The organism is Stenotrophomonas maltophilia (assembly GCF_003970865.1).
GTDB lineage: Bacteria > Pseudomonadota > Gammaproteobacteria > Xanthomonadales > Xanthomonadaceae > Stenotrophomonas > Stenotrophomonas maltophilia_AR.
On the sequence record NZ_RXLZ01000022.1, the window covers coordinates 16,319 to 42,085 of the forward strand.

Consider the following 25,767-nt stretch of genomic DNA (forward strand, 5'->3'; position numbering starts at 1 on the left):
CCGGCACTACCCTTGTGGCTCAATACACGTCGCGCCGGTAGCGCCCGTTTTCCAGCAGCGTTTCCACAACCTCATCGCTCAGCGCAGCGCGCAGCACCTGGTCCACGCCTTCGGCCATGCCCTGCAGCGAGCCGCAGACATGAATCACCGCGCCACGCTGCATCCATTCGCGCAGCGCGTCTGCGGCTGCATGCAGGCGATCCTGCACGTAACCACCTTCGCCATCGCGCGAGAACGCCAGGTCCACCCGCGCGAGATGGCCATCGGCCTGCCACGCTTCGATCTCATCGGCGAACAGGAAGTCGTGCGCGCGCTGGCGTTCGCCGAACAGCAGCCAGTGCCCGTGCTCACCTGCATGCGCGGCTTCGCGCAACAGGCTGCGCAGGCCCGCGATGCCGGTGCCATTGCCGATCAGCACCATCGGCGCACCGCCAACGCGATGGAAACCGGGGTTGCGGTGCACGCGGGCCACGATGCTGGCACCGACCGGCGCATGCAGCGACAGCCAGCCCGAACCCAGCCCGGCACGACCCGACGGGTCATGTACAAGGCGCACCACCAGTTCCACCACTTCGTCATCCGTGGAAGAGGCGATGGAGTATTCGCGCCCGGGCAGCGTTGGCAACCCGGACAACCACAGGCAGGCATCCTGCACCGCCAGCGCGGCGTCGGCCTCGGGCAGCTCGCGTTCACTGGCCAGCGCCAGCAGGGTGCGTGGGTGGCCGTCCACCAGCAGCGGCTGCAGCGGATCCAACCCCTGTGCTTTCAACACCGCGCTGGCGTGCCGCGCGTTGTGCCGGGGCGCGATATGCAGGATGTCGCCCGCCTGCCACTGCACATCGGCCGGTGGCGCAAGACGGATGCGCCAGATGGCACCGCCCACGCTGCCCGGATTGAGCCGGTCGCGGCCGAGCAGCCGCCACTCATGCATCCGCGTGGCCGCCGGCAGCACGCTGTCATCGGTGACGATGCCGGTCAGCGCGCCCAGCTGCAGCTGCCATTGGCGCAGCGCCGCTACTGAGGCGGCATCGACTTCAATGCGCTCGAACAACGGGCGCGCACCGTTGCCGAGCAGCCAGCCATCAACCTGGCGACCGAAGCCGCAGTAGTGCGGGTACTGTCGGTCACCCAGCGCCAGCAGTCCAAACTGCAGGCCCGACAGATCGAGTGTCTGTGCCATCAGCCGTCGTGCAGCGCCTCGTGCCGCATCCGGTGGTTCGCCATCGCCGAAGGTGCTCAGTACCAACAGCACCTGCGCGGTGCGTGCCAGCTGCGCGGCATCGACGCGGGCCAGCGGCAGCACCTGCACCGCATGACCGGACGCCTGCAGCTGCGCGGCTGCGCGCCATGCGAGTTGTTCGCCCAGTCCACTCTGGCTGGCATGCACCACCAGCCACGGCGTGCCGCCGCCATCGGCAGGCGTTGCTGGCAGCGACTGGCGCAGGCCACGCGCGGCGCGCTGGCTGCGGCGCCGGTCCAGGTAGAGCATCCAGCCGGTGATGAAGAACAGGCTCATGCCCAAACTGCTGAGCATCACCACGACACGCCCGGGCACGCCGAAGTAGCTGCCCGAGTGCAGCGCGAATACGCTGGTGGCCAGCTGCGCGCCGGCGCCCTGGCGCGCGTAGGGGCGGGCATCGAGCGTGGCACCGGTGCCCGGGTCGAGCTGCAGCAGATCATGCGCGCGGTCATGCTGGCCACCGCGCTGCGACGGATCACCGGCCATCACGCGCACATTCAGTGCCTGCCCGGGCTTCTCCGGCAGGCGCAGGTCGATGTAGCCGGTGCGCACGCCGGGCAGTGCATACAGCGTGGCTTCGATGCGCTCCAGGTTCAGGGCGGTGTCGGTGGCGACCTTGTGCTTGGCGGCCGGTGCGACGCCCAACAGAGTGTTGGCGGCACTGCGATACCAGTCGAAGGACCACCACAGGCCGGTCAGTGCACTCATCAGGTAGATCAGCAGCACCCAGGTGCCGACCACCGAGTGCAGGCTCCACAGGAAGCCACGGCCGCTGCGTTTCCATTCCACCGCCAGCCAGCTGCGCCAGTGCCACCAGCGTCGCGGCCAGCGCAGATAGAGCCCGGACAGGGTGAAGAACAGCAGGGCGATGGCGCAGCTGCCGGTGATCCATTTGCCGCGCTCGCCGGCGGCGAGGTGGCGATGCAGGTCCTCGACGAAATCGAAGAACGCCTGCCCACGCAGGGCGCTGAAGCGCTCGCCGGTGTACGGATCGAAGTAGACCCAGTGTTCCTTGCCGCCGGCGAAGCGTGCCACCGAGGGCCGTTGCCCGGTGGCATCCACGCGCAGGCGCTGCAGGGGGCGATCACTGCCGGCCTGCAGCAGCGGCACCAGTTCGCTGAGTTCAAGCGGAAGCTGGCCGTCGGCATGGTGCTCGGCGATCTCGGCGAAGCCGGGATTGGCCGCGCGCAGCAGTTCATCCTCGAAGGACAGCATGGCGCCGCTGAGGCCCATCACGGCCAGTACGGCACCGGCGGTGATGCCCAGCAGCCAGTGCAGTTGGAACAGGACGTTCTTGAACATCGAAGGAGGAGGGCCCGGAAGGCTGCCGCCCGCATCCTGCGCAACAGCAAATGAGAATTAGTCGCGGAATTCTCCGTGGCGCCCCGGCTGCGGTCAAGCAGGGGTTGCCGGCCGGGCTGCGCCCGGCACCCGCGGTAGTGCCGGCCGCTGGCCGGCAACCTCAGAAGCAACAGCGTGCATTCCGTGGGATGGCGGGCTGGGTCCGGTTGCGGGGGACGGCGCAAGTACGTCCCTGTAGCCTTGGCCGCGGCATCCATGCCGCGGACACCCCCGCAACCGGACCCACCCCGCCTTCGACAGTTTCCTGCGATCTGTCGGAACGGCGTTCTGCTTTGGTGGGTGCCGACCGTTGGTCGGCACGGGGTCTGATTCCGTTCTGAATATCGATATCTGACAGATGTGCCGACCAACGGTCGGCACCCACCAACAGCCGCCCCGCCATCCCACGAAATGCCCGCTTTGGCTTTGGCTGTTGCCGTTGCATTGAGCAGGGTGCAGGGCTGCAAGCCCTGCAAAAAAACACCCTCACTTCACCCAGCCGTCGATCTCGCCGTGGGCGAACGGTCCCAGCTTCGCCTTCACCAGCCGCCCCTGCGCATCGAACAGCACGCTGTAGGGCAGCAGGCCCTGTGTATTGCCCAGCTGCACGCTGGCATCGCGCGGCCCCGGGGTCTCGATCACGATCGGGTAATCCACCGGTACCCGCTGCAGGAAACCGCGCACGTCTTCCGGCGTATCCAGCGCCAGGCCCAGCACCTGCACGCCTGGGTCGCCCTGTGCAGCGGCAAAGCGCGCCAGTTCGGGCATTTCTTCAACGCAGGGCGCGCACCAGCTGGCCCAGACATTGATCAACAGCGGGCGACCGGCAGCGTGCTGGCGCAGGTCCAGCGGCCGGCCTTCAAGATCGGGCAGCGACAGCGCGGGCAGGCTGTCGCCGACCCGCAGGGTAGGTGCGGCAGCCGCCACAGCAGGTGCCGCTGGCGTTGCCTCAGGCGCAACCGGCGCAGGAGCCAATCGATGCCCGGCCCACAGGCCGAGGCCGGCGGCCAGCACCGCAGTCCACAGCAGCGCTGGCCGTTGCCACTTCATCGTGCCGTGCGCAGCAGCGCTTCCTCGACCACCGCCTGGGTCAGCAGGGTCGGCAGCACGGTCGGCGGCGCACCGGGGCCGTACACCACGTACAGCGGCACGCCGACGGCCTTGTGCTCTTCCAGGAACGTGGTGATCTGCGGATCGACGTTGGTGTAGTCACCGCGCATGTACACCGCGTTGGTGCGCTTGAGCAGTTCCTTGAACTCCGGCCGCGACAGCACGGCGCGCTCGTTGGCCTTGCAGCTCACGCACCAGTCGGCGGTCATGTTCACGAACACCACGCGGTTGTCGGCGCGCAGGCGGTCCAGCAACTGCGGCGAATACTCGACCACGTTGTCGCTGGCGGCTTGTGCGGCACGCGCCGGCGCTGCCAGCTGGGTCACGCCCCAGGCCGGAACCAGTGCACCGATCGCCAGCAGCACGCCGAGCAGGGTGACGGCGCGCGAGCCGGTCCAGCGGTTGCGTTCAAACAGCCACAGGCCGAAGGCGAGCAGCAGCAGGCCGCCCAGCACCAGCGCCATGCCGTCCACGCCGCGTTGCTTGCCCAGCACCCACAGCAGCCACAGCACGGTGGCATACATCGGGAAGGCCAGCACGTGCTTGAGCGTTTCCATCCACGGGCCCGGCTTGGGCAGGCGGCGTGCCAGCGCCGGCACGAAGCCGATCAGCAGGAACGGCAGCGCCAGGCCCAGGCCGAGGAACAGGAACACGGTCATCGCCTTCAGCGGCGGGGCAATGAATGCGTAGGCAATCGCACCGCCCATGAACGGGCCGACGCAGGCGCTGCCGACCACGCAGGCCAGCGCACCGGTGAAGAAATCACCGGCCGGGCCACTGCGGCTGGCCAGCGACTGGCCCAGGTTGCCGATGCCACCGCCGAGGGTGAATACACCAGACAGGCTCAGGCCCACCGCGAACATGATGTAGGCCAGCGCCGCCACCACACCCGGGTGCTGCAGCTGGAAGCCGATGCCGACGGCGTTGCCGATCGCACGCAGGCCGACCATCAACGCGCCGATCACCGCGAACGCGACCAGCACGCCCAGCGTGTACCAGAGGGCGTGGCTGCGCGCGCGCTGCGGGCTTTCGCCACTCTGCGCCAGGCTCAGTACCTTCAGCGAGAGGATCGGTAGCACGCAGGGCATCAGGTTCAGTACCAGGCCACCGGCCAGGGCCAGCAACAACACCCATACGAACGAACGGTCCGGATTCGGCGTGGCCACCGGCGGTCGCGTGCGCAGTGCGTTGTCGCCCTGTGCATCGGCGGCGGATTCACTGCTGGCGGTGCCGTTGCCTGCGGTGGCCGGGACCGTTGCATCCGAGTTGGGCACAGTTGGCAGCAGGCGCAACGGGGCGCCGTTGGCGGCTTCGCGTGGTGCGCCGTTGGCAGCAGGCAGCGGGCTGATCACCTCGTTGCGCGGCGGCGCCTGATCCGTGCTGGCGTTGATCTTGCCGACCGGAATGGACAGCTTCACCCGGCGGGTCATCGGCGGGTAGCAGATGCCATCGGTCTGGCAGCCCTGGAAGGTCACTACCAGGGTACTGTCGACCGCATCGGCGACGGAGCGGCGCAGCGGCAGCGGCACTTCCACCTGGTTGAAGTAGACCGAGACATCGCCGAAATGTTCGTCGCGATGCGACTGCGCGGCAGGCCAGCGCAGCTTGTCGGCCAGCACCCCGGTGCTGCCGTCCAGCTTTACCGAAGTGCGGTCGCGATACAGGTAGTAACCCGGCGCCGGGCTGAAGCGCAGCAGCAGGGTGTTGCCGTCACTGGCGATGGCATCGAAGCCGAACGCCTGTTCCGACGGCAGCGGCAGCGCCTGGCTGTTGCTGGCGGCACCCGGCAGGCGCAGGCCGCCGCTGTTGCCGGCACCGGCCAGCGGGTTGTTGAACGGGCTGGCGGCGCCGGCACGCGGGGCCGGGGCGGTGGCCTGTGCACCGGCACCGGGCAGGGTGACCTGCACCACGCGCTTCTGCGGCGGGTAGCAGACACCGGCATCGGCGCAGCCCTGGTAACGCACTTCCAGGCTGATGGTGCCGGCGGCCTCGGTCGGCGTGCCGGGCAGGGTGGCCTGCAGGCGCTCGCGATAGGTTTCGACCTCGCCGAAGAAATCATCGTGGTGCTTGTCGCCCTTGGGCATCTGCAGCGCGCCGGCATTGAAGGCCGGGTCGGCCTTGACGCTGGTGCGGTGGCGATACAGGTAATAGCCCGGCGCGATCTTGAACTGCAGCTGCACCTGGCCACGTTCGGGAGCGGTGGCGGTCAGCGCGAACGCCTGGTCCACCGGCAGCAGGTCCTTCTCATCCAGGGCGAAGGCGGGCAGCGAGAGCCACATCAGGGCGCACAAGGCGGCGCCACGCGCAAACAGAGTCTTCAATCAGTGTCCTCCCGGGTCTGTGCCCGGATCCAGTCCAGATACGCCGGCAGGCCGGCCCGGGTTTCGACCGCGATGCACTCCGGGAGTTCATACGGATGCAGTTCGACGATCCGGGCAATCGCGTCGTCGACGCGACTCGCGGTGGTTTTCACCAGCAGCTGCAGCTCGGCGTCGGTGGTCACCTCGCCCTGCCAGCGGTAGGTCGACTGCGCGCCATCAAGGCGGGTCACGCACGCGGCCAGACGCTCGCCGACCAGCGCGTGCGCGATGCGCTCGGCACTGGCCCGGTCCGGGCAGGTGGTCAACAGCAGCAGGACGGGATCGACGGTCGACATGACCGTCGAGTATAGGGCCGCCGCCGGGTCAGGGCCCGGCGGCGGCGATGGACCGCTGCGTTGCGCGGTCAGTTGGCCAGCTGGCAGGTGGCCGGCTTGGCCGAGGTGAACAGGCCAGGGGTCGCCCACTCGGGGTGGTCGATGAACGGGTTGCGGTTGCCCTGGAAGCTGTAGATCACGTCATTGCGCGCACGCTCGGCATCATCCGGCGGATCGGACAGGTGCCAGTCGATCAGGGTCGACAGCAGGCCCATGTAGGCCGGCGAGCTGCTGGTCTTGACGATCTTGCTGCGGTCGTCGGTCAGCTCCAGGTCCGGCTCGGACTGGCCGGTGGCTGCATCCTTGCCGCCCTCGTAGCGGATCGCCATGTACAGCACCGCACGCGCCATGTCGCCCTTGCGCTTGCCCCACACCTCGAAGGTGCCGGTGTTGCCGTCCGGCGTGCGCACCCAGTTGGAGTTGCCCGGGTAGCCGCCGCTGCCGCCGCCCTGGCCGTTGTTGGCCTCGGTGGCGCGCTCGCCGCAGTTGGCGTCGCACTTGCCGAACGGCTTGTTGCCACGGTCGGCGTTCCACTGCGCGTCGGTCAGGTACAGCATGTGGGTGTCGGTGTACGGCGCGTACGGCAGGCCCTTGTCACCGGTGGTGCTGGCAAAGCCCAGCGAGTTCGGCCAGGTGTGCTCGCGGTTGTACTTCAGGCCGCCGCCGCTGCCGGCGCGGTCGGTCACCTTGGCGTAGCTGCGGTTGCGGTACGCATCCAGGATCCTGCCGCTGTTGTTCGGATCCTCGTCGGCGATCTCCAGGATGGTCCAGGTGCTGGTGCTCGAGCCGCTGTACGGGTAGGCGGTGTGGCCCTTGATGGTGGCGTGCAGCGAGCAGCGCAGCTGGCTGGGGCTGCTGGTGTTGACCTTGGAGTAGTAACCGGCCGGCACGCCGGGGTTGCCCGGGTCCGGATTGCCGCCGGTGGTGGCCACGGTGAAGGCGATGCGGCTGTCGGCGGCCGGGCGTGCGCCCTGCAGGTCGGTGATGCGCGCGGCGCGGATGTCGAAGCGGCAGGCTTCACCGGCCACCAGCGCGGTGTTGGTGGACAGCTTCACGTTGCGGCCGCTGGCCGGGTAGGTCAGCGGCACGCTTCCGGAGGTACCGCAGCTCAGCGCGAACGCGCCGCTGGCCAGGTTCACCGTCTCGCTGAACACCACTTCCAGATCGGCCGCGGCCGGGAAGGTGCTGCTGCCCTGTGCCGGGGTGGTGGTGGACACCGACGGCGGCGTGTTCGGGCCCGGGGTGCCGCCACCGCTGAAGGTCTGGCCGTTGTTGCAGCTGCCGAAGGTCTGCCTGGCCGACTCGGCCCAGGTGAAGTGGGCGTACTGGCTGCCGCTGCCGGTCAGCTGCAGCGAGGTGCCGGGGGCCGTGCTGTTGGTCTCGGCCACCGGAATGTTCTGGCTGGTCATGCCGGCGGCAGGGCCACCGGAGGCGGTGATGGCGCCCTCGTAGCTGAGGAACTGGACCACCTTGCCGCTGGCATCGACCAGGGCGATGCCGTCGTTGGGGCCGTTCTGAAGGCCGTTGGTCGGGTAGCTGACCACGGCCAGGGTGGCGCTGCCGCAACCGGCGGCGGTGCCGGCCGGGACCGGGTTGTTGGCGTAGACCGTGGCGGCCGAAGGATTGCTGCCGTTGTAGAGGTAGAGGCGGTAGCCGGACAGGTCTTCACCCGCGGTAGCGACCACTTCGATGGCTTCGCCGACGTCACCGGCGGCGGTGCTGTCGTCGTAGTGCAGTTCGTTGATGAAGACCTCGGCCTGGGCCGGCGCGGCGGCCAGGGCCAGCAGGCAGGCGGCGGCAAGCGGGGACAGCAATCGCATCGACAACTCCTTGTGATTGGGAATGCGCGGCCGAGCCTAAGGCCGATCCAGTGACACTTTGTCGTAAATGAACGTCAGATATCTGACAGTGCGACGCGGATCACCAAATGTCGAGGGCCGAGGACAGGGCGGTGCCGCGTTGCACCCATATGAACCCCTTCACGCGGGGCGTGGACGCCCATCCCGCTGGGCCGAGAATTTTTTTCGGGAGCGGCCTTGAAAGGTCCGGGGCCAGCTCCATCTCTGTCCTGCTCCCGATTCATCGGGCTTTTTCGCGAGCGATGCTGGCAGTCACCTGGGGTGAGTGCTAACATCGCCAGACTTTTTCAGACCAATCAATAACTTAAGAGGTCTCTCATGAGCATCAAGCCGCTGCACGACCGCGTTGTGGTCAAGCCGATCGAAGCCGACGAAATCTCCGCCGGTGGCATCGTCATTCCGGATTCGGCCAAGGAAAAGTCCACCAAGGGTGAAGTCGTGGCCGTCGGCCCGGGCAAGCCGCTGGACAACGGCAGCGTGCGCGCTCCGTCGCTGAAGGTCGGCGACAAGGTCATCTACGGCCAGTACGCCGGCAGCTCGTACAAGAGCGAAGGCGTCGAGTACAAGGTCCTGCGCGAAGACGACGTGCTCGCCGTCATCGGCTGAGCCTCGGCGCGACCTGTTTCAACCTGATCCCCAAATCCCAGCCGCCGGGCATCGTCCGGCGCTACCAATGAGGTAATTGCAATGGCTGCCAAGGATATTCGTTTCGGTGAAGACGCCCGTTCGCGCATGGTGCGCGGCGTCAACGTTCTCGCCAATGCCGTCAAGGCCACCCTGGGCCCGAAGGGCCGCAACGTCGTGCTGGAAAAGAGCTTCGGCGCGCCGACCATCACCAAGGACGGCGTCTCCGTCGCCAAGGAAATCGAACTGGCTGACAAGTTCGAGAACATGGGCGCGCAGATGGTGAAGGAAGTTGCTTCCCGCACCAACGACGACGCCGGCGACGGCACCACCACCGCCACCGTGCTGGCCCAGGCCCTGATCCGCGAAGGTGCCAAGGCTGTTGCCGCCGGCATGAACCCGATGGACCTGAAGCGTGGTATCGACAAGGCCGTCGTGGCCGCCGTTGCCGAGCTGAAGACCATCTCCAAGCCGACCGCCGACGACAAGGCGATTGCCCAGGTCGGTACCATCTCGGCCAACTCGGACGAGTCGATCGGCCAGATCATCGCCGACGCGATGAAGGAAGTCGGCAAGGAAGGCGTGATCACCGTTGAAGAAGGCTCGGGCCTGGACAACGAGCTGGACGTGGTCAAGGGCATGCAGTTCGACCGCGGCTACCTGTCCCCGTACTTCATCAACAACCAGCAGTCGCAGACCGCAGACCTGGATGACCCGTTCATCCTGCTGCACGACAAGAAGATCTCCAACGTCCGTGACCTGCTGCCGGTGCTGGAAGGCGTCGCCAAGGCCGGCAAGCCGCTGCTGATCGTTGCCGAAGAAGTCGAAGGCGAAGCGCTGGCGACCCTGGTGGTCAACACCATCCGTGGCATCGTCAAGGTCGTGGCCGTCAAGGCTCCGGGCTTCGGCGACCGTCGCAAGGCGATGCTGGAAGACATGGCCGTGCTGACCGGCGGCACCGTGATCTCCGAAGAAGTGGGCCTGTCGCTGGAAAAGGCCACCATCAAGGACCTGGGCCGCGCCAAGAAGGTGCAGGTCTCCAAGGAAAACACCACCATCATCGATGGCGTGGGTGACAAGGCTGCGGTCGATTCGCGCGTTGCGCAGATCAAGACCCAGATCCAGGACACCTCCTCGGATTACGACCGCGAGAAGCTGCAGGAACGCGTGGCCAAGCTGGCTGGCGGCGTTGCCGTGATCAAGGTCGGCGCTTCGACCGAAATCGAAATGAAGGAAAAGAAGGATCGCGTCGACGACGCCCTGCACGCGACCCGTGCAGCCGTTGAAGAAGGCGTGGTCCCGGGCGGCGGCGTTGCCCTGGTCCGTGCGGTCACCGCACTGGCCGGCCTGAAGGGTGCCAACGAAGACCAGAACCACGGCATCCAGATCGCCCTGCGCGCGATGGAAGCCCCGCTGCGCGAAATCGTTGCCAACGCCGGTGAAGAACCGTCGGTCATCATCAACAAGGTCAAGGAAGGCACCGGCAGCTTCGGCTACAACGCCGCCACCGGCGAGTTCGGCGACATGCTGCAGTTCGGCATCCTGGACCCGACCAAGGTGACCCGTTCGGCGCTGCAGAACGCGGCCTCGATCGCTGGCCTGATGATCACCACCGAAGCCATGGTTGCCGAAGCTCCGAAGAAGGACGAGCCGGCCATGGGCGGCGCCGGTGGCATGGGTGGCATGGGCGGCATGGGCGGCATGGACTTCTAAGTCCCCGCTTTCACCCCGCAATGAAAAACCCCGCCGCACGGCGGGGTTTTTTTTGTGGCCGGTTGGAATAGAAGTAGTAGATCCACGCCATGCGTGGATGCCGCTGCCAACCTGGGATCTACCTGCCACCCTCGCGCCGCTGCCGATATGCGGCCTCGGCAATCGCATCGCTTTCCTGGCGGCTCATCCTGCGTCCGGCAGGGCGTGTGCGCCTGCTTCCTGCGGCGTCATCAGTGCTGCATGCAGCCAGGCCATGAACGCAGGTATCGCAGCGTTGGATTCGCCGTCCGCACGCGTCACCGCGTAGTAGGCGAAGGCCTGTGGCCAGGGCTGGTCGATCACCACCTGCAGCCGGCCATTGGCCAACTCTTCGGCCGCGTGGATGTCGCGTACCAGGGCGATGCCTTGCCCGGCCACCGCCGCGCGGATCAGCAACAGGTCGTCATCGAAGGCAGGGCCACGCTCCAGTCGCTCATCGACGGACAGATCCAGTGCCTGGAACCACAGCCGCCAGTCGCTGCGGTCGGCGTCCTGCAACAGGGGCAGCTGCAGGCAATCCTGTACCGAGCTGACCGTCGGTGCGCCGGCCAACAATGCTGGACTGGCCACCGGCAGCAGCACCGGTGCCATCAGGTGCTCAGCGTGCAGCCCCGGGTAGCGGCCGAGGCCGTGGCGGATGGCGATGTCCACCCCCTCGCGGCGCAGGTCGACCAGCACCGCGCTCGAGTCCAGCTGCACGTCCACCTGCGGATGCAACGCACTGAACGCGCCCAATCGCGGCGCCAGCCACTGTGCGGCGAAGCTCGGTGCGGCGCTGATGCGCAGCGTGCGCCGCGTTTCCCAGCGCTCCAGGGTCTGCAGGCTGTGCGAGATCTGCTCGAAGGCCTGCAGCAGTTCCGGGTAAACGCGAGCGCCCGCGGCGCTGAGCACCACGCCATGCCGGGTGCGGTCGAACAGGCTCACGCCCAACCGCTCCTGCAGCTGGCGCAGTTGCTGGCTGATGGCGCCGGGCGTGACCCCCATCGCTTCGGCGGCAGCGGTCAGGCTGCCATGGCGGCCGGTTTCAACGAAGGCCCGAAGGCCCAGCAGCGGCAGCACCGCACCCATGTCCATTCTCCTGTAGCCGCGTCGGCACCCGCCGCGCTGCGACAGCATATCGAGCGTGCTGCAGGCTGTCGCGCGCCTGCCGCCCTCGTTGAGCTGCGCTCAACTTCCCATGCAGGAGACATCGTTTCCTTCCCGCGCCAGCGCTTCCTAGACTGGCTGCACGGCTGCTGCAGCGCCCGTTTCCGCATCGCCCGGCCAGTTTCGTTGAAGACCGGCGCGTGCCGTCGCTCCCTGCCGTCCAGGAACCCCATGAACGAACCTTCGCTGCACCTGTACTCCGACAGTTCTCCCAATGGCTTCAAGGCCACCATCGCACTGGAAGAGCTGGGTCTTCCCTATCGCCTGCACCACGTGCGCATCGTGGATGGCGAACACCGCCATCCGGACTTCCTGCAGCTCAACCCGCATGGGCGCATTCCCGTGCTGGAGGATCGCGCGCGCGGCATCGTTGTCTTCGAATCGGCAGCGATCCTGATGTACCTGGCCGAACAGGGCAATGCGTTGCTGCCTTCCGAACCGGCTGCACGCTGGGAGACACTGACCTGGCTGATGTTCCATGCCGCCAGCGTCGGCCCGATCCTAGGCCAGCGCGTGCATTTCGAGCATTTCGCGCAAGCACCGGACACTACGGCGATCGAACGCTACCGCCGCTTGAGCGACGACCTGTTCGCCGTACTCGACCAGCGCCTGCAGGGACGTGAGTGGTTGGCTGGCGATCACTACTCGATCGCCGATATCGCCCACTTCGGCTGGCTGCATATCGCCCGCATCATCGACATCGATTTCTCGCGGCATCGCCATCTCGATGCGTGGTACGCCCGGGTTGCCGCACGCCCTGCGGTACAGCGTGGCGTGCAGCTGCCCGAGCCGGCCACCGGTCCGTAAGGAGGGCATGCAGATGAATGATTCCATTGCGATGCCGGGCGCGTCGGCGCCCGCCTTTGCCACGCATCCCGGCTACCAGCGCATGTTCCGGGCCGATGCACTGACGCTGGGCATCTACCTGCCGTTGCGTTTCTACCAGGGCGACATGAGCGTGCTGCAGGGTCAGGCGCGGTGGGTGGAGGACATCGATCACCACGGCTTTGCCGCGGTATGGGTGCGCGACGTGCCGCTGTTCGATCCGATGTTCGGTGATGCTGGCCAGTTGTTCGACCCGTTCACCTACCTTGCATGGCTGGCGGCGCGCACGCAACGCGTGGCCCTGGCCACCGGCAGCGTGGTACTGCCCCTGCGCCACCCGATCGATCTGGCCAAGGCGGCGGCATCGATCGATCAGCTGTCCGGTGGGCGACTGGTGATGGGTGTGGCGTCCGGTGATCGACCGCTGGAGTTCCCGGCCTATGGACTGGAGCACGCGGCACGCGGAGAGCGTTTCGCCACCGCAATGAACGAGATGCGCCGTTGGTTGCAGCCGGGCACGGATGGGCGGATGACGCATGCCGGGGCCGAGCAGGGCGTGCAGTTGCTGCCGTCCACAGTCAGTGGCCGTGTTCCGCTGATCGTCACCGGCGGTGCGCGCCAGCCGCTGGAATGGATCGGCCAGCATGCCGATGGCTGGCTGACCTATCCCGAGGCCACCCACGACGCCGCCGGCCCGCAGCGGCTGGCCGCGAAGATCCGTGCCTGGCGCGCGCTGATCCCGGAGGGGGGCTTCCGTCCGCACATGACCAACGAATGGATCGACCTGGTGGATGACCCGGATCATCCCCGCACGCCGCTGCAAGGGGGGTATACCCTGCGCACCGGCCGCAAGGGCCTGATCGAGCTGCTGCAGGCATGGCAGCGTGCCGGCGTGAATCACGCGGCACTGGGTATCCAGTTTGCCGAGCGGCCTGCCGGCGATGTGCTGCAGGAGCTGGCCGAGGAGGTGCTGCCGTTGTTCCCATCGCATCCTGGGCCGGCGCCGCAGGTGATGGACTGGTAGCCATCCCCGTGGGGATAAAATATGATTAGGCGCCTAATCATATGTTCGTCACGAGATGATCGAAGCCAAGCACCATGCCCTGATGGATGAGGCGCAGCGACGCGGCCACGCCAACGTCGCACCGCTGCGCCTGTGCTTCCAGCTGCTCTCGTTGTCCTCGTCGATCGATCGCGACTGCGCCGCCCGGCTGGCACCACACGGGCTCAGTGAGGGGCGCTTCATCGTGCTGTTCCTGTTGCATGGGGCCGGCGGCACGTTGCCGCCCCACGTGCTGGCCGAGCGCGCAGGCGTGACCCGCGCCACCATCAGCGGACTGCTCGATGGCCTGCAGCGCGAAGGACTGCTGCAGCGTCGCAGCGATGCCGAGGATGGCCGCCGCCTGCAGATCGTATTGACCGCACCGGGAAAACGCTTGGCCGAGACGTTGTTCGACCAGCACACGCAGTGGATCGGTGGCCTGTTCAATGGTCTGGACACCGATGAACAGCAGCAGCTTTCGCGGCTGCTGCACAAGGTCTGGCAGCACACCGATGCCGGACGAGAGCCTGCAGCATGAGCCCGGCGATTGCGGCGCAACGGCTGCATGCCCTCAACGCTGGCTGCGTTCCCGCCACCCATCTGGCCGAATGCCTGGCAGTGGACTTCGCCGCGCTGCTGCAGGTGGTGGCTCCTGTGCTTGCGCCGGAAGCGCTGCAACGCATGCGGGATGCCTCAGGGAAGGGCATCACGCTGCGCATGACCTTGGCCGCGCAACTGCTGCGTGAGGCGGGACAGGGCGCGCCTGCGCTCTGGCAGCATCACGGCTCCGATACCGTGCGCGGCTGGGCCTGCTACCTGATCGGCAGCGATGCCCGCGCAACGTTGGCAGAGAAGCTGCAGCAGATGCGCACTCTGGCCGACGACCCACACTTCGGCGTGCGCGAATGGGCGTGGCTGGCGCTACGCACAGACATCGTTGCCGCGCCGATGCAGGCGCTTGAATACCTGCAATCGTGGACACAGGAAACATCGCCGTACCTGCGACGCTTCGCCTGCGAAGCACTGCGTCCGCGCGGTGTCTGGGCCACGCATATCGCACTGTTCAAGCAGCACCCGGAACATGCATCCACGCTGCTGGAAGCACTGGCTGATGACCCGGAACGCTATGTGCAGGATTCGGTCGGCAACTGGCTCAATGATGCCGGCAAGACCCAGCCGCAGTGGCTGCGCCAGCTGTGCACGCGTTGGCAGCACGAGCGCCACAGCGACGCCAACGCCTACATCCGCAAACGCGCATTGCGCTCGCTCCGGTAGTGCCGGCCGCTGGCCGGCAACCCCGCAACCTCGTAAACCTCAAGGAAGAACCACCATGTCGCACACCTTCATCGAGCTCTATACCGCCACCCCGGCCTGGACCACACTCCCGCCCGAGCAGCGGAATGCCTTCTTCGCCCGCATCGGCGCTGGCATGCAGCAGTTCGATCCAGCCCGCATCACGCCGCTGGCGATGGGCCGCATCGCCACGGGCGTACCGCACGGCAGCGATGAGCAGTTCTATGCGGTCTGGCGCTGCGCAAGCCGCGCGGAGGTCGATGCGCTGGTGGCCGGCATTGCCGCTACCGGCTGGCATGCGTACTTCACCACCACCCATGCGATAGGCGCGATGGACAGCATGGCCCAGCACCTGGCCGACCTGGCCGCCTTGTAGCGGGGCGGCAGGTGCCGATGGATCCCGGTCCTCGGCATGGGGGGCACATGCGCCTGTCACCCAGACGCGGTAAACAGGACATTGCCCATGTCCATCCGCAGGGAAGTCGATCATGCAGAGCACGCTTCAGGTCACGCTGTTCGGCCCTCTTGGCGACAGCCCGGCGTTGCAGTTGCCGGGGCTGGAGGGTCCGTCGGTGGCCATCCAGGAATCGGCCCTGCGGCGGTTGGTTTCCGACCTCTACACCGCGCGTTCCCTGCTCAACCCCGAGCAGCTGGACGAGGCCCGGCAGGAACTGGATCGCGTGCTGGAACGCTGGGCCGACATCCATGAGGGCCTGCTGCTGGACGTGGAAGTGCATGGCAAATGAGCGACTTTGCGTGGTTGCCGCCGCGTAGGCCGGGCTTGCACGTATCTCGCTGAACCGCGTCCCCAGTTGCGGATGAAACATTTTGCACTGCGCAAAAGCTGTGCTATCAATAGATCCCATGAACGCAGCCCCCACCAGCTTTTACTGGTATTACTTTCCGAAGCCACTGGCGGAGGAAGGACTGCGCTCACCCTGAAGAAAGCTTCAGACGCATTCCCGAAAGCCGCCAGCGAACCTGGCGGCTTTTTTCATGCCGCCACGCTGGGGACCCCCAACGTTCCGGAGATCTCCTGCAATGCCCCCGCACACCGACGACCTGCGTATCCGCACCATCGAACCGCTGACACCGCCTGCCCAGCTGCTGGCGATGCTGCCCTGTGACGATGAAGCCTCCGACACCGTCAGCGCCTCGCGCGCGGCCCTGCACCAGATCCTGCACGGCCGTGACGACCGCCTGGCAGTGGTGGTGGGCCCGTGCTCGATCCACGACCCGAAGGCCGCCATCGAGTACGCCCAGCGCCTGAAGCCGCTGCGCGACGCGCTGGCCGGCGAGCTGGAAATCGTCATGCGCGTGTACTTCGAGAAGCCGCGCACCACGGTGGGCTGGAAGGGCCTGATCAACGATCCGGACCTGGACGGCAGCTTCAAGATCGACAAGGGCCTGCGCATTGCCCGTGGCCTGCTGCGCGACATCAACAAGCTTGGCCTGCCGGCCGGTGTCGAGTTCCTTGACGTGATCTCGCCGCAGTACATCGCCGACCTGGTGGCGTGGGGCGCGATCGGTGCACGCACCACCGAAAGCCAGGTGCATCGCGAGCTGGCCTCGGGGCTGTCGTGCCCGGTCGGCTTCAAGAACGGCACCGATGGCAACGTGAAGATCGCTGCTGACGCGGTGGGCGCGGCGTCCAATCCGCATCACTTCCTGTCGGTCACCAAGCAGGGCGGCACCGCCATCGTGTCGACCACCGGCAACCCGGATTGCCATGTGATCCTGCGCGGCGGCAAGCAGCCGAACTACGACGCAGGCAGTGTTGCCGAGGCCTGCCAGGTGCTGGCCAAGGCCAAGCTGCCGACGCGCCTGATGATCGACGCCAGCCATGCCAACAGCCTGAAGAACCCGGAGAACCAACCGAAGGTGATCGACGACATCGCCGTTCAGCTGGAAGACGGCGAACAGCGCATCGTTGGCGTGATGATCGAGAGCCATCTGGTCGGTGGCCGCCAGGAACTGGTGGAAGGCCAGCCGCTGGTCTACGGGCAGAGCATCACCGATGGCTGCATCGACTGGGACACCACCGTGACGGTGCTGGAGCGACTGGCCGCGGCCGTGCGCGCCCGTCGCGACGTGAAGGTGTCCGAAGCCGCTTGAGTGCGGCACGTGTGTGGATGGCGGCCAGCGCCTGCGGGGGTGCGGCCGCGATCAGGGCCGGTCGGAGTTGGAGACCGGCCCATCTGCACCGGCGATGCGCCTGGCGCTGCGCATGAGCGACAGCGCCAGGTACATCGCCGGGGTGGTGTGAACCCCGACCGCGATGCGGTCGAACCGGTAGATCCACGCCATGCGTGGATGGCGCACAGCCGCGTTCACCGTGTTGCGCGCAACCTCGCCAACGCCAGATACATCGCCGGGGTCGTGTACAGCGTCAGCCACTGGCTGACCAGCAACCCGCCCACAATCGCGATACCCAGCGGTTGCCGGAGTTCCCAGCCTTCGCCGTTGGCCAGCATCAGCGGCAGCGTGCCCAGTAGTGCCGCCAGCGAGGTCATCAGGATCGGCCGCAGGCGCAACCGCGCAGCTTCCATCACAGAGTCCTGCGCGCTCAGCCCGCGCCGCTCGCCGGCCAGCGCGAAGTCCACCAGCAGGATGGTGTTCTTCATCACCACGCCCACCAGCAGGAACAGGCCGAGCAGGGCGATCAGGTTCAATTCGTTGCCGAACAGCCACAACGCCAGCAGCGCGCCGACACCGGCCGAGGGCAGGGTGGACAGGATCACCAGCGGCTGCAGGAAGCTCTCGTAGAGGATGCCCAGCACCAGGTAGACCGCCAACGTGGCGCCCAACACCAGCCATAGCTGGCGCGCGCGCAGCTGATCCAGGCCGCCGGCCTCACCGGACAGCTTGCCCTGCACCGAACGTGGCAGCATCAGTTTCGACATCGCACCATCGATCGCCTGCGTGGCCTGTTCCAGCCCCACGCCCGGTGCCAGCGCGAACTCGATCCAGATCGAGGCGAACTGTTCGCTGTGATACACCCGGTCCGGCGCCATGCCGTAGCGCCAGCTGGCGATGCTCGACAGCGGAATGCGCTGGCCGTTGCCATCGATCACCTGCAGCCGCGCCAGCGTGCCGGGGTCCTGGGTGTGCTTCGGGTCCAGCTCCATCACCACGCGGTACTGGTTGAGGCTGTCGTACAGCGTGGCTACCTGGCGCTGGCTGAAGGAGTTGTTGAGCATGCTGGCGACGGTACGCAGGTCCACGCCGTGGCGCGCGGCCGCTTCGCGGTCGATATCCAGCACCACCTGGCGCATGCCGGCATCACCCTGCGCTTCCACGTCCACCAGTTCGGGCAGGCCACGCAGCGCGGCAGCCACCTTCGGTGCCCATTCGCGCAGGGGCGCAGTATCGGCCGACAGCAGCTGGAACTCGTACTTGCCGCTGCTGCCGGCGCCTTCCAGGCGGATGTCCTGGTCCACCCACAGATAGAGATTGCCGCCGGGCAGCTTGGGCAGCCGCGCGCGCAGGCGGTCGATCACCTGCTGGCTGGACACCTTGCGCTCGGCCAGCGGCTTCATCTTGATCATGATGAAGGCGTTGTTGACCCCGTTGCTGCCACCGATGTAGCCGATGATGTCCTCGATGGCCGGGTCGGACAGCAGCAGCGCGCGGTAGGCATCGATCTTCGGCTGCATGGCCTGGAAGGAGAGCCCGTCGTCGCCGCGGGCAAAGCCACGCAGCTGTGCGGTGTCCTGCTTGGGCACGATGCCCTTGGGTACCTGCTGGAACAGCCAGGCGTTGAGGGCGATCACGGCCACGAACGCCAGCAACGGCCAGCGCAGCCGGCGCAGGCTGGCCTGCAGCGTGCGCAGGTAGGCCCCGCGCAGGCGCTCGAACAGTGCGTTGCTGCCGCGCTGCCACGCCGAGGGCTGCCGTGCGTCGTCCACGAACAATCGCGCACACAGCATCGGAACCAGGCTCAGGGCGACCAGCACCGATACCGCCATCGCCGCCACCAGGGTCAGCGAGAACTCGCGGAACAGGCGTTCGACGAAGTCGTCCAGGAACAGGATGGAGATGAACACCACGGCCAGCGCCAGGTTCATCGACAGCAGCGTTGCTCCCACTTCCGAGGCGCCACGTACGGCGGCCTGCCAGCGATCGGCGCCCAGTTCGCGATGGCGGGCGATGTTCTCCAGCACCACGATGGCATCGTCCACCACCAGCACGGCGGCCACGATCAGGGCCATCAGCGAGAGCGTGTTGAGCGAGAAGCCCATCAACGCCACCAGCGCGAGCGTGCCGAACAGCACCACCGGAATCGCCACGCTGGGCACCAGCGCTGCACGCCAGTGGCCGAGGAAGCCGAGCACCACCAGCACCACCAGCACGATCGCCAGCACCAGCGTGAGCTCCGCTTCGTGCAGGGTGGCGCGGATCACCGGCGAGCGGTCCATCACCAGGCGCATGTCCACGCTGGAGGGCAACAGTGCATGCAGCTGCGGCAGCTGCGCCTGGATGGCATCAACGGTGGCGATGATGTTGGCACCGGGTTGGCGGCTGACGATCAGCAGCACGGCGGGGCGTTCATTGTGGAAGCCGCTGGCGTAACGGTCTTCCACGCCATCGGCAACGGCGGCGACATCGCCCAGCCGCAGCGTGCGGCCGTCGCTGACCTTCAACGCCAGTTCGCGGTACTGCGCGGCCTGGCGCAGCTGCAGCGGCGCTTCCAGCTGCCACTGCTGGCGCGCGTCCCCCACCGCGCCCAGGGGGCGCACCGCATTGGCACGCGCGATGGCCCGGGCCACGTCCTCAAGCGCCAGGCCTGCATGGTTCAGTGCATTCGGGTCCAGCGATACGCGCACGGCGGGCAAGGCACTGCCGCCCACCTGCACTTCACCCACGCCCGGTACCTGCGACAGCTTCTGCGCCAGCACGGTGGAGGCCAGGTCATACAGCTGGCCGGGCGGCAAGGTGTCCGAGGTCAGCGCCAGCGCCAGGATCGGTGCCTGTGAGGGATTGACCTTGCGGTACTGCGGCATGCCGGGCATGCCACTGGGCAGCTGCCCGCGTGCAAGGTTGATGGCGGCCTGCACTTCGCGCGCCGCTTCATCGATGTCGCGGCCGAGCACGAACTTCAGTTCGATCTGGGTCTGGCCCTGGGTGCTGGCCGAGTCGATGCGTGAGATGCCGGGCAGGCTGCCCAGTGCACGCTCCAGCGGCGTGGCCACGGTGGCCGCCATCGACTCGGGCGAGGCGCCGGGCAAGCTGGCACTGACTTCAATGGCGGGGTAATCGACCTGCGGCAACGGCGCCACCGGCAACAACCGCAATGCCAGCAGGCCAGACAGCACCAGCGCCACGGCCAGCAGGATCGTGGCCACCGGGCGCTGCACGCAGGCCTGTGCCAGGCGCTCCACAGGGGTCACGCGCTGGCCTCTTCAGCGACGGTGGTTGCTGCCGCGCGGCCGCGCTGCAAGCGATCGAAGGCGAGGTAGATCACCGGCGTGGTGAACAGGGTCAGTACCTGGCTGACCAGCAATCCGCCCACCATCACCCAGCCCAGCGGTTGCCGCAGTTCGGCACCGGAACCACTGGCCAGCATCAGCGGCACCGCGCCAAAGAGTGCGGCCAGCGTGGTCATCAGGATCGGCCGGAAGCGCAGCAGTGCCGCCTGGTGGATCGCTTCGCGTGGCGTCATGCCGCGTGTGCGCTGCGCGTCCAGCGCGAAGTCGATCATCATGATCGCGTTCTTCTTCACCAGGCCGATCAGCAGCACGATGCCGATCACTGCGATCAGGTCCAGGCTGCGGCCGCTCACCCACAACGCGGCCAGAGCGCCGACCGTTGCCGAAGGCAGGGTGGAGAGGATGGTGACCGGATGGATGAAGCTCTCGTAGAGCACGCCCAGCACGATGTACATCACCACCACTGCAGCCAGGATCAGCCACAGTGTGGACGACAGCGAACTGCTGAACGCCGCTGCGGCACCCTGCAGGCGCAGCTCGATGCTCTGCGGCAGATCCACGTGTGCGCGTGCGGCGTGCACAGCCTCCACCGCTTCGCCCAGCGATGCGCCCGGGGCCAGATTGAATGACAGCGTGGCCGCCGGGAACTGGCCGACATGGTTGCGCAGCAGGGCGGTCGGGCCCAGATCCACGCGTGCCACCGCACCCAGCGGCACGGTCTGCCCGCTGCTGCTGCGCACACGCAGGCCCGTGATCGCCTCCGGCCCGGGCTGCCGTGAAGGATCGGCCTCCAGCACCACCCGGTACTGGCTGGCCTGGGTGAAAATGGTGGAGATCTGGCGTTGCCCGTAAGCGTCGTACAGCGCATCGGCCACCGCTTCCACGCTCACGCCCAGGCGCGCTGCGGCGTCACGGTCGATGTTCACCCGTGCCTGCCGCCCCTGCATCTGCAGATCGCTGGCGACATCGCGCAGTGCCGGTTGCTGGCGCAGCGCCTGCAGCAGCTTCGGGGTCCAGCGCTCCAGTGTTTCAAGATCCGGCGTGGTCAGCGTGAACTGGTACTGGGTGCGGCTGATGCGGTCTTCGATGCCCAGCTCCTGCACCGGCTGCAGGTACAGGGTGATGCCGGGGATCTTCGACACGCGCTGTTGCAGGCGCGCCATCACCTCGGTTGCGCCATCGCGGTCGCCATGCGGTTTCAACTCGATCAGCAGGCGGCCGGTATTGAGCGTGGCATTGTTGCCGTCCACGCCGATGTACGAGGACACGCTGGCCACCGCCGGGTCCGCTTCGATGGCGGCGGCCAGCGCCTGCTGGCGCTCGCGCATGGCCTGGAACGAGATGGCCTGCGGGGCTTCGCTGATGCCCTGCACCAGGCCGGCATCCTGCACCGGGAAGAAGCCCTTGGGTACGGCGAAGTACAGCGCCACGGTGAGTGCCAGCGTGGCAACGGTGGCCAGCAGCATCAGCGGCTGGCGCTGCAGCACCCAGCGCAGTTGTCGGTCGTAGAGGCCGATGACGCGGTCGAAGACATCGGGCGCATGTGCAGTCTTCGCGTGCGGCTTCAGGAACCGCGCGCACAGCATCGGCGTCAGCGTCAGCGAGACCAGCAGCGAAATGCCGATGGCGACCGCCAGTGTCACCGCGAACTCATGGAACAGCGCGCCGACCAGGTCGGCCATGAACAGCAGCGGGATCAGCACCGCGATCAGCGAAACGGTCAGCGACACCAGGGTGAAGCCGATCTCGGCGGCGCCTTTCAGCGCTGCATCGCGTGGGCTTTCACCTTCCTCCAGATGGCGGGCGATGTTTTCCAGCATCACGATGGCATCGTCCACCACGAAGCCGGTGGCGATGGTCAGCGCCATCAGCGTGAGGTTGTTGAGCGAATAGCCGGCCAGCAGCATCACCGCGAAGGTGCCGATGAGCGACAGCGGCACCGCGACGCTGGGAATGAGCGTGGCCGGCAGATTGCGCAGGAACACCCAGGTGACCAGCACCACCAGGCCGATGGCCAGCACCAGTTCCTTCTGCACGCCGCGCACCGACGCGCGGATCGATTCGGTGCGGTCGCTCAGCACGTTCATCTGCACACCGGCCGGCAGCGTGGCCTGCAGCTGCGGCAGCAGCGTACGCACCTGTTCGACCACGGCGATCACGTTTGCACCGGGCTGGCGCTGGATGTTCACCAGCACTGCCGGGGTGGTGCCGCTCCACGCCGCCAGCTGGCGGTTCTCGGCGCCATCGGTGATGGTGGCCACGTCGCCCAGCCGCAGCGGCGCGCCGTCGCGCCAGGCCAGCACCAGGGCACGGTACTCATCCACGCTGCGCATCTGGTCGTTGGCATCGAGCATCACCGCGCGTATCGGGCCGTCGAAGCTGCCCTTGGGCAGGTTGACGTTGGCGGCGGCGATGGCGGTGCGGATGTGGTCCATGCCCAGGCCGTTGGCGGCCAGTGCCGCTGGATTGACCTGGATGCGCACCGCCGGGCGCTGGCCCCCGGCCAGGCTGACCAGGCCGACGCCGGGCAACTGCGCCAGGCGCTGGGCAATGCGCGTATCCACCAGATCGTGCACCTGCGGCAGCGACAGGCCTTGTGAGGTCACCGCCAGGGTCAGGATCGGCGTATCGGCCGGATTGACCTTGCGGTAGACCGGTGGCACCGGCAGGTCGCCGGGCAGGAAGCTGCCCGCCGCATTGATTGCGGCCTGCACGTCCTGTTCGGCCACGCCCAGCGACACCTCCAGGCCGAACTGCAGGGTGATCACCGACGCACCGCCGGAACTGGTCGACGACAACTGCTTCAGCCCGGGAATCTGCCCGAGTTGGCGCTCCAGCGGCGCGGTGATGGTGCGCGTGGTCAGCTCCGGGCTGGCGCCCGGGTACAGCGTGGTGATCTGGATGATCGGGTAGTCGACCTGTGGCAGCGCTGCCACCGGCAGCAGGCGGTAGGCCAGCACGCCCGACAGCAGCAGCGCCACCATCAGCAGCGTGGTGGCGACCGGACGCAGGATGAAGGCGCGCGAGAGGTTCATGCGCCGGCCGTGGTCACGGCCTCCTCGGTGATGATCTCCACCGCGGTGCCGTCTTCCAGTCCGTCGATGCCTTCGATCACCACCTGATCGCCCGCGGCCAGTCCCGAGCGCACGGCCACACGTCCGTCATCGGCAGGCCCAAGCACCACGTTGCGCCGCTGCGCCTTGTTGTCCTTGCCGACGACATGCACGTAGTTGCCCTGGCTGCCGAACTGTACGGCGGCATCTGGAATCAGCAGCGCGGGCTGCTCGCCCAGCTGCAGGCGTACGTTGACGAACTGGTTGGGGAACAGGGCCAGGTCGTCGTTTTCGAAGTGCGCACGCAGCTTCAGCGTGCCGGTGGTGGTATCGATGCGGTTGTCGACGCTGGACAGAGCGCCACGGGCCAGCTGCCGGCGTTCTTCGCGGTCCCAGGTTTCCACTGCCAGCGCCGGTTGCGCCTGCACGGCATCGAGCAGCGCGGGCAGCTCGGGTTCGGGCACGGTGAACAGCACGCTGATCGGCGCGGTCTGCGCCAGCGTCACCAGGCCTTCGGCATCGCTGGCGCGTACCAGGTTGCCCACGTCCAGCCGGCGTAGCCCGACGCGGCCACTGACCGGTGCGGTGATGCGGGTGTACTGCAGCTGCAGGCGCGCTTCGTCAACAGACGCCTGATCGCTGATCCGCCGACCCTGCAGCTGGCGCACCTTGCTCTGCTGGTCGCTCAGTTCCTGCCCGGACACGTAGTTCTGCTTCTGCAGTTCGCGATAGCGCTGCAGCTGGCGTTCGGCGTTCTCCAGCTCGGCCAGGTTCTGCTGCTGGGTACCCTGGGCCTGTGCCAGCTTCACCTCATACGGGCGTGGGTCGATCTGTGCCAGCAGGTCACCCGCTTTGACCTGTTGGCCTTCCTGGAAGTGCAGGCGCAGCAGTTCGCCATCCACGCGGCTGCGTACCACCACGCTGTGCAGGGGGGTGACCGTACCGACCGCCTTCAGGCGCAGCACCAGCGGCTCGGCGCTGGCGCGCGCCACGCGTACCGGCACCGTCTTGCCCGGCGCATCGTCGCTGCTGCCGGCGTCGTCCCGGGGCCACAGCCACCACGCCAGAAGGGCGGCGAGGGCGATAGCCAGCACCGCCTGCAACGGGCGGGCACGGCGGAAACGGGAATTTTCGGCGACAGACATGGGGCATCCTGCGCCCTGCGCGCGCAGGGACATGCGGGCCCGTCGGCGCGCTCACGGCACCACGGGCAGCGGGGAGGGAGTGTCTGGCGGGGCCGCGGGCGCGGCGTGGCTGGATGCCGTCGCGGCAGCGACGGGGTGACAATGGTAGCCAATCACCCCGGCCAATGCCGCATGACCATGGTCATGCAACGCATTCGGTAGTGCCGGCCGCTGGCTGGCAACCTGCTGGAATCTGCGGGCATGTGCCGTGTTGCCGGCCAGCGGCCGGCACTACCGTCAAACAATCAATGCACTTCGTCGTGATAGACGAACTTCGGCATTTCCCAGCGGTAGTGGATCGCCAGCAGGCGCAGCGCGAAGCCGCCGCCGAGGCAGCACAGGATCGCGGTGGCGTCGGCCACGCCCCAATGCAGCAGCAACAGGTAGGCCGCGCCGGTCAGCAGCGCGATGATCGCGTACAGCTCTTTCTGGAAGATCAGCGGCACCTCGTTGCAGAGGATGTCGCGCAGCACGCCGCCGAACGCGCCGGTCAGCATGCCGGCGATCAGCACGATCGGCATCGCATGGCCGGCTTCGCGCGCGATCGAGCAGCCGATCAGGGTGAAGGCGATCAGGCCCAGGCCATCGAGCACCAGGAAGGTGCGGCGGAAGTGGTGCATCCAGCGTGCGACCCAGGTGGCGATCAGCGCCGCACACACAGTGAAGCCCAGGTATTCGGGATGCTTCACCCAGCCCAGCGGATAGTGGCCGAGCAGGATGTCGCGCAGTGAACCGCCGCCGAGTGCGGTGACGCAGGCGATCATGACCACCCCGAACAGGTCCATGCGGCGGCGGCCGGCGGACAGCGCGCCGGTCATGGCTTCAGCGGAAATGGCAATCAGGTAGATGATGGACAGCAGCATGGGGCAGGCTCCGGGCGCGGTGGGGCCGGCCATGCGCGACTACCGCCACTGCCTGCGCAATGACGGGATGACGATGACCGGTGCCGCTCCCGCTGTCCTTTTGCCTGAGAGTTCAGCGGCGTAGGCCGCGTGCCCCTTCGGCGGATCGTCCCGGGCGTGCCCGGTGACCTCTCTCCAGCTCGGCGAGTCGAATGCATGGTTGGTGGGATTCCAGCCCACCGGCCTGAGCGATCATGGGAGCCTGCGCCTTCGGCGGGCGCCAGCGCGGCGCCTCTCTCCTGCATTCGGGCGCCAGTATATCCGCTGCAGTG

The 25,767-nt window shown here is 67.3% G+C and carries 20 protein-coding genes and 2 riboswitches; of the genes, 9 read left to right on the forward strand and 11 right to left on the reverse strand.

All coding sequences use genetic code 11. The annotated features are described in order from the left end of the window. Positions 1 to 19: 19 nt before the first annotated feature. The 5 genes from EKL94_RS09270 to EKL94_RS09295 all read right to left on the reverse strand — a co-directional run bounded on the left by EKL94_RS09270 (position 20) and on the right by EKL94_RS09295 (position 8,206). Positions 20 to 2,542, reverse strand: a complete 2,523-nt coding sequence (locus EKL94_RS09270; RefSeq protein ID WP_126928863.1) for a PepSY domain-containing protein — start codon at positions 2,540 to 2,542, stop codon at positions 20 to 22. 525 nt (positions 2,543 to 3,067) lie between these two features. Continuing rightward, positions 3,068 to 3,631, reverse strand: a complete 564-nt coding sequence (locus EKL94_RS09280; protein WP_126928865.1) for a TlpA family protein disulfide reductase — start codon at positions 3,629 to 3,631, stop codon at positions 3,068 to 3,070. After that, positions 3,628 to 6,012, reverse strand: a complete 2,385-nt coding sequence (locus EKL94_RS09285; protein ID WP_126928866.1) for a protein-disulfide reductase DsbD domain-containing protein — start codon at positions 6,010 to 6,012, stop codon at positions 3,628 to 3,630. Before EKL94_RS09285 ends, EKL94_RS09280 begins: the two co-directional genes overlap by 4 nt. Next, a complete protein-coding gene (cutA, locus tag EKL94_RS09290) occupies positions 6,009 to 6,347 on the reverse strand; it encodes a divalent-cation tolerance protein CutA (RefSeq protein WP_010481118.1) in 339 nt (112 codons plus the stop codon). The genes EKL94_RS09285 and cutA overlap by 4 nt, the downstream gene beginning before the upstream one ends. A gap of 68 nt (positions 6,348 to 6,415) precedes the next feature. Next, entirely contained in the window at positions 6,416 to 8,206 is a 1,791-nt protein-coding gene (locus EKL94_RS09295; protein ID WP_126928867.1) for an endonuclease, read from the reverse strand. A gap of 357 nt (positions 8,207 to 8,563) precedes the next feature. On the opposite strand from EKL94_RS09295, the gene EKL94_RS09300 reads away from it, so the two are divergent. Next, complete coding sequence (locus tag EKL94_RS09300; protein ID WP_006396661.1) at positions 8,564 to 8,851, forward strand: co-chaperone GroES; 288 nt, start codon at positions 8,564 to 8,566, stop codon at positions 8,849 to 8,851. An 81-nt stretch (positions 8,852 to 8,932) separates the two neighbouring features. Then, complete coding sequence (gene groL, locus EKL94_RS09305; RefSeq protein WP_126928868.1) at positions 8,933 to 10,582, forward strand: chaperonin GroEL; 1,650 nt, start codon at positions 8,933 to 8,935, stop codon at positions 10,580 to 10,582. Between the two features lie 183 nt (positions 10,583 to 10,765). Here groL and EKL94_RS09310 read toward each other — a convergent pair whose 3' ends face one another. Next, a complete protein-coding gene (locus EKL94_RS09310; RefSeq protein ID WP_126928869.1) occupies positions 10,766 to 11,689 on the reverse strand; it encodes a LysR substrate-binding domain-containing protein in 924 nt (307 codons plus the stop codon). A gap of 249 nt (positions 11,690 to 11,938) precedes the next feature. On the opposite strand from EKL94_RS09310, the gene EKL94_RS09315 reads away from it, so the two are divergent. The 7 genes from EKL94_RS09315 (at position 11,939) to EKL94_RS09345 (ending at position 17,042) form a co-directional block, all read left to right on the forward strand. Then, positions 11,939 to 12,574: a glutathione S-transferase family protein gene (locus tag EKL94_RS09315; protein WP_126928870.1), complete on the forward strand. Its 636-nt coding sequence runs from the start codon at positions 11,939 to 11,941 to the stop codon at positions 12,572 to 12,574. 13 nt (positions 12,575 to 12,587) lie between these two features. After that, the gene (locus EKL94_RS09320) at positions 12,588 to 13,616 is read left to right on the forward strand and encodes an LLM class oxidoreductase (protein ID WP_126928871.1); all 1,029 of its coding nucleotides are present in this window, start codon (positions 12,588 to 12,590) and stop codon (positions 13,614 to 13,616) included. Between the two features lie 55 nt (positions 13,617 to 13,671). Further along, entirely contained in the window at positions 13,672 to 14,172 is a 501-nt protein-coding gene (locus tag EKL94_RS09325) for a MarR family winged helix-turn-helix transcriptional regulator (protein WP_126928872.1), read from the forward strand. Beyond that, entirely contained in the window at positions 14,169 to 14,909 is a 741-nt protein-coding gene (locus tag EKL94_RS09330) for a DNA alkylation repair protein (protein WP_126928873.1), read from the forward strand. Before EKL94_RS09325 ends, EKL94_RS09330 begins: the two co-directional genes overlap by 4 nt. Positions 14,910 to 14,964: 55 nt before the next feature. Further along, positions 14,965 to 15,303 carry a DUF6616 family protein gene (locus tag EKL94_RS09335; protein WP_126928874.1) on the forward strand — a complete coding sequence of 113 codons (339 nt, stop codon included), beginning with the start codon at positions 14,965 to 14,967 and terminating at the stop codon, positions 15,301 to 15,303. Between the two features lie 112 nt (positions 15,304 to 15,415). Continuing rightward, positions 15,416 to 15,673, forward strand: a complete 258-nt coding sequence (locus EKL94_RS09340; protein ID WP_005411217.1) for a hypothetical protein — start codon at positions 15,416 to 15,418, stop codon at positions 15,671 to 15,673. A gap of 295 nt (positions 15,674 to 15,968) precedes the next feature. Beyond that, positions 15,969 to 17,042 (forward strand): 3-deoxy-7-phosphoheptulonate synthase, encoded by a 1,074-nt coding sequence (locus EKL94_RS09345; protein WP_071227875.1) that lies wholly within the window; start codon positions 15,969 to 15,971, stop codon positions 17,040 to 17,042. Between the two features lie 51 nt (positions 17,043 to 17,093). On the opposite strand, the gene EKL94_RS22405 is transcribed toward EKL94_RS09345, so the two are convergent. The 5 genes from EKL94_RS22405 to EKL94_RS09365 form a co-directional block, all read right to left on the reverse strand. Then, on the reverse strand, positions 17,094 to 17,234 hold the full coding sequence (locus tag EKL94_RS22405) for a hypothetical protein (protein WP_167796840.1): 141 nt from the start codon (positions 17,232 to 17,234) through the stop codon (positions 17,094 to 17,096). A gap of 23 nt (positions 17,235 to 17,257) precedes the next feature. Next, positions 17,258 to 20,317 (reverse strand): efflux RND transporter permease subunit, encoded by a 3,060-nt coding sequence (locus EKL94_RS09350; protein WP_126928875.1) that lies wholly within the window; start codon positions 20,315 to 20,317, stop codon positions 17,258 to 17,260. Beyond that, on the reverse strand, positions 20,314 to 23,391 hold the full coding sequence (locus tag EKL94_RS09355; protein ID WP_126928876.1) for a multidrug efflux RND transporter permease subunit: 3,078 nt from the start codon (positions 23,389 to 23,391) through the stop codon (positions 20,314 to 20,316). Before EKL94_RS09355 ends, EKL94_RS09350 begins: the two co-directional genes overlap by 4 nt. Continuing rightward, on the reverse strand, positions 23,388 to 24,554 hold the full coding sequence (locus tag EKL94_RS09360) for an MdtA/MuxA family multidrug efflux RND transporter periplasmic adaptor subunit (protein ID WP_126928877.1): 1,167 nt from the start codon (positions 24,552 to 24,554) through the stop codon (positions 23,388 to 23,390). The genes EKL94_RS09355 and EKL94_RS09360 overlap by 4 nt, the downstream gene beginning before the upstream one ends. 284 nt (positions 24,555 to 24,838) lie before the next feature. After that, positions 24,839 to 25,456, reverse strand: coding sequence for a trimeric intracellular cation channel family protein (locus EKL94_RS09365; protein ID WP_005411215.1), 618 nt, complete (start codon positions 25,454 to 25,456; stop codon positions 24,839 to 24,841). An 84-nt stretch (positions 25,457 to 25,540) separates the two neighbouring features. Then, positions 25,541 to 25,644: riboswitch (glycine riboswitch) on the reverse strand. Positions 25,645 to 25,657: 13 nt separating this feature from the next. Further along, positions 25,658 to 25,747, reverse strand: a riboswitch (glycine riboswitch). Between the last annotated feature and the right edge of the window lie 20 nt (positions 25,748 to 25,767).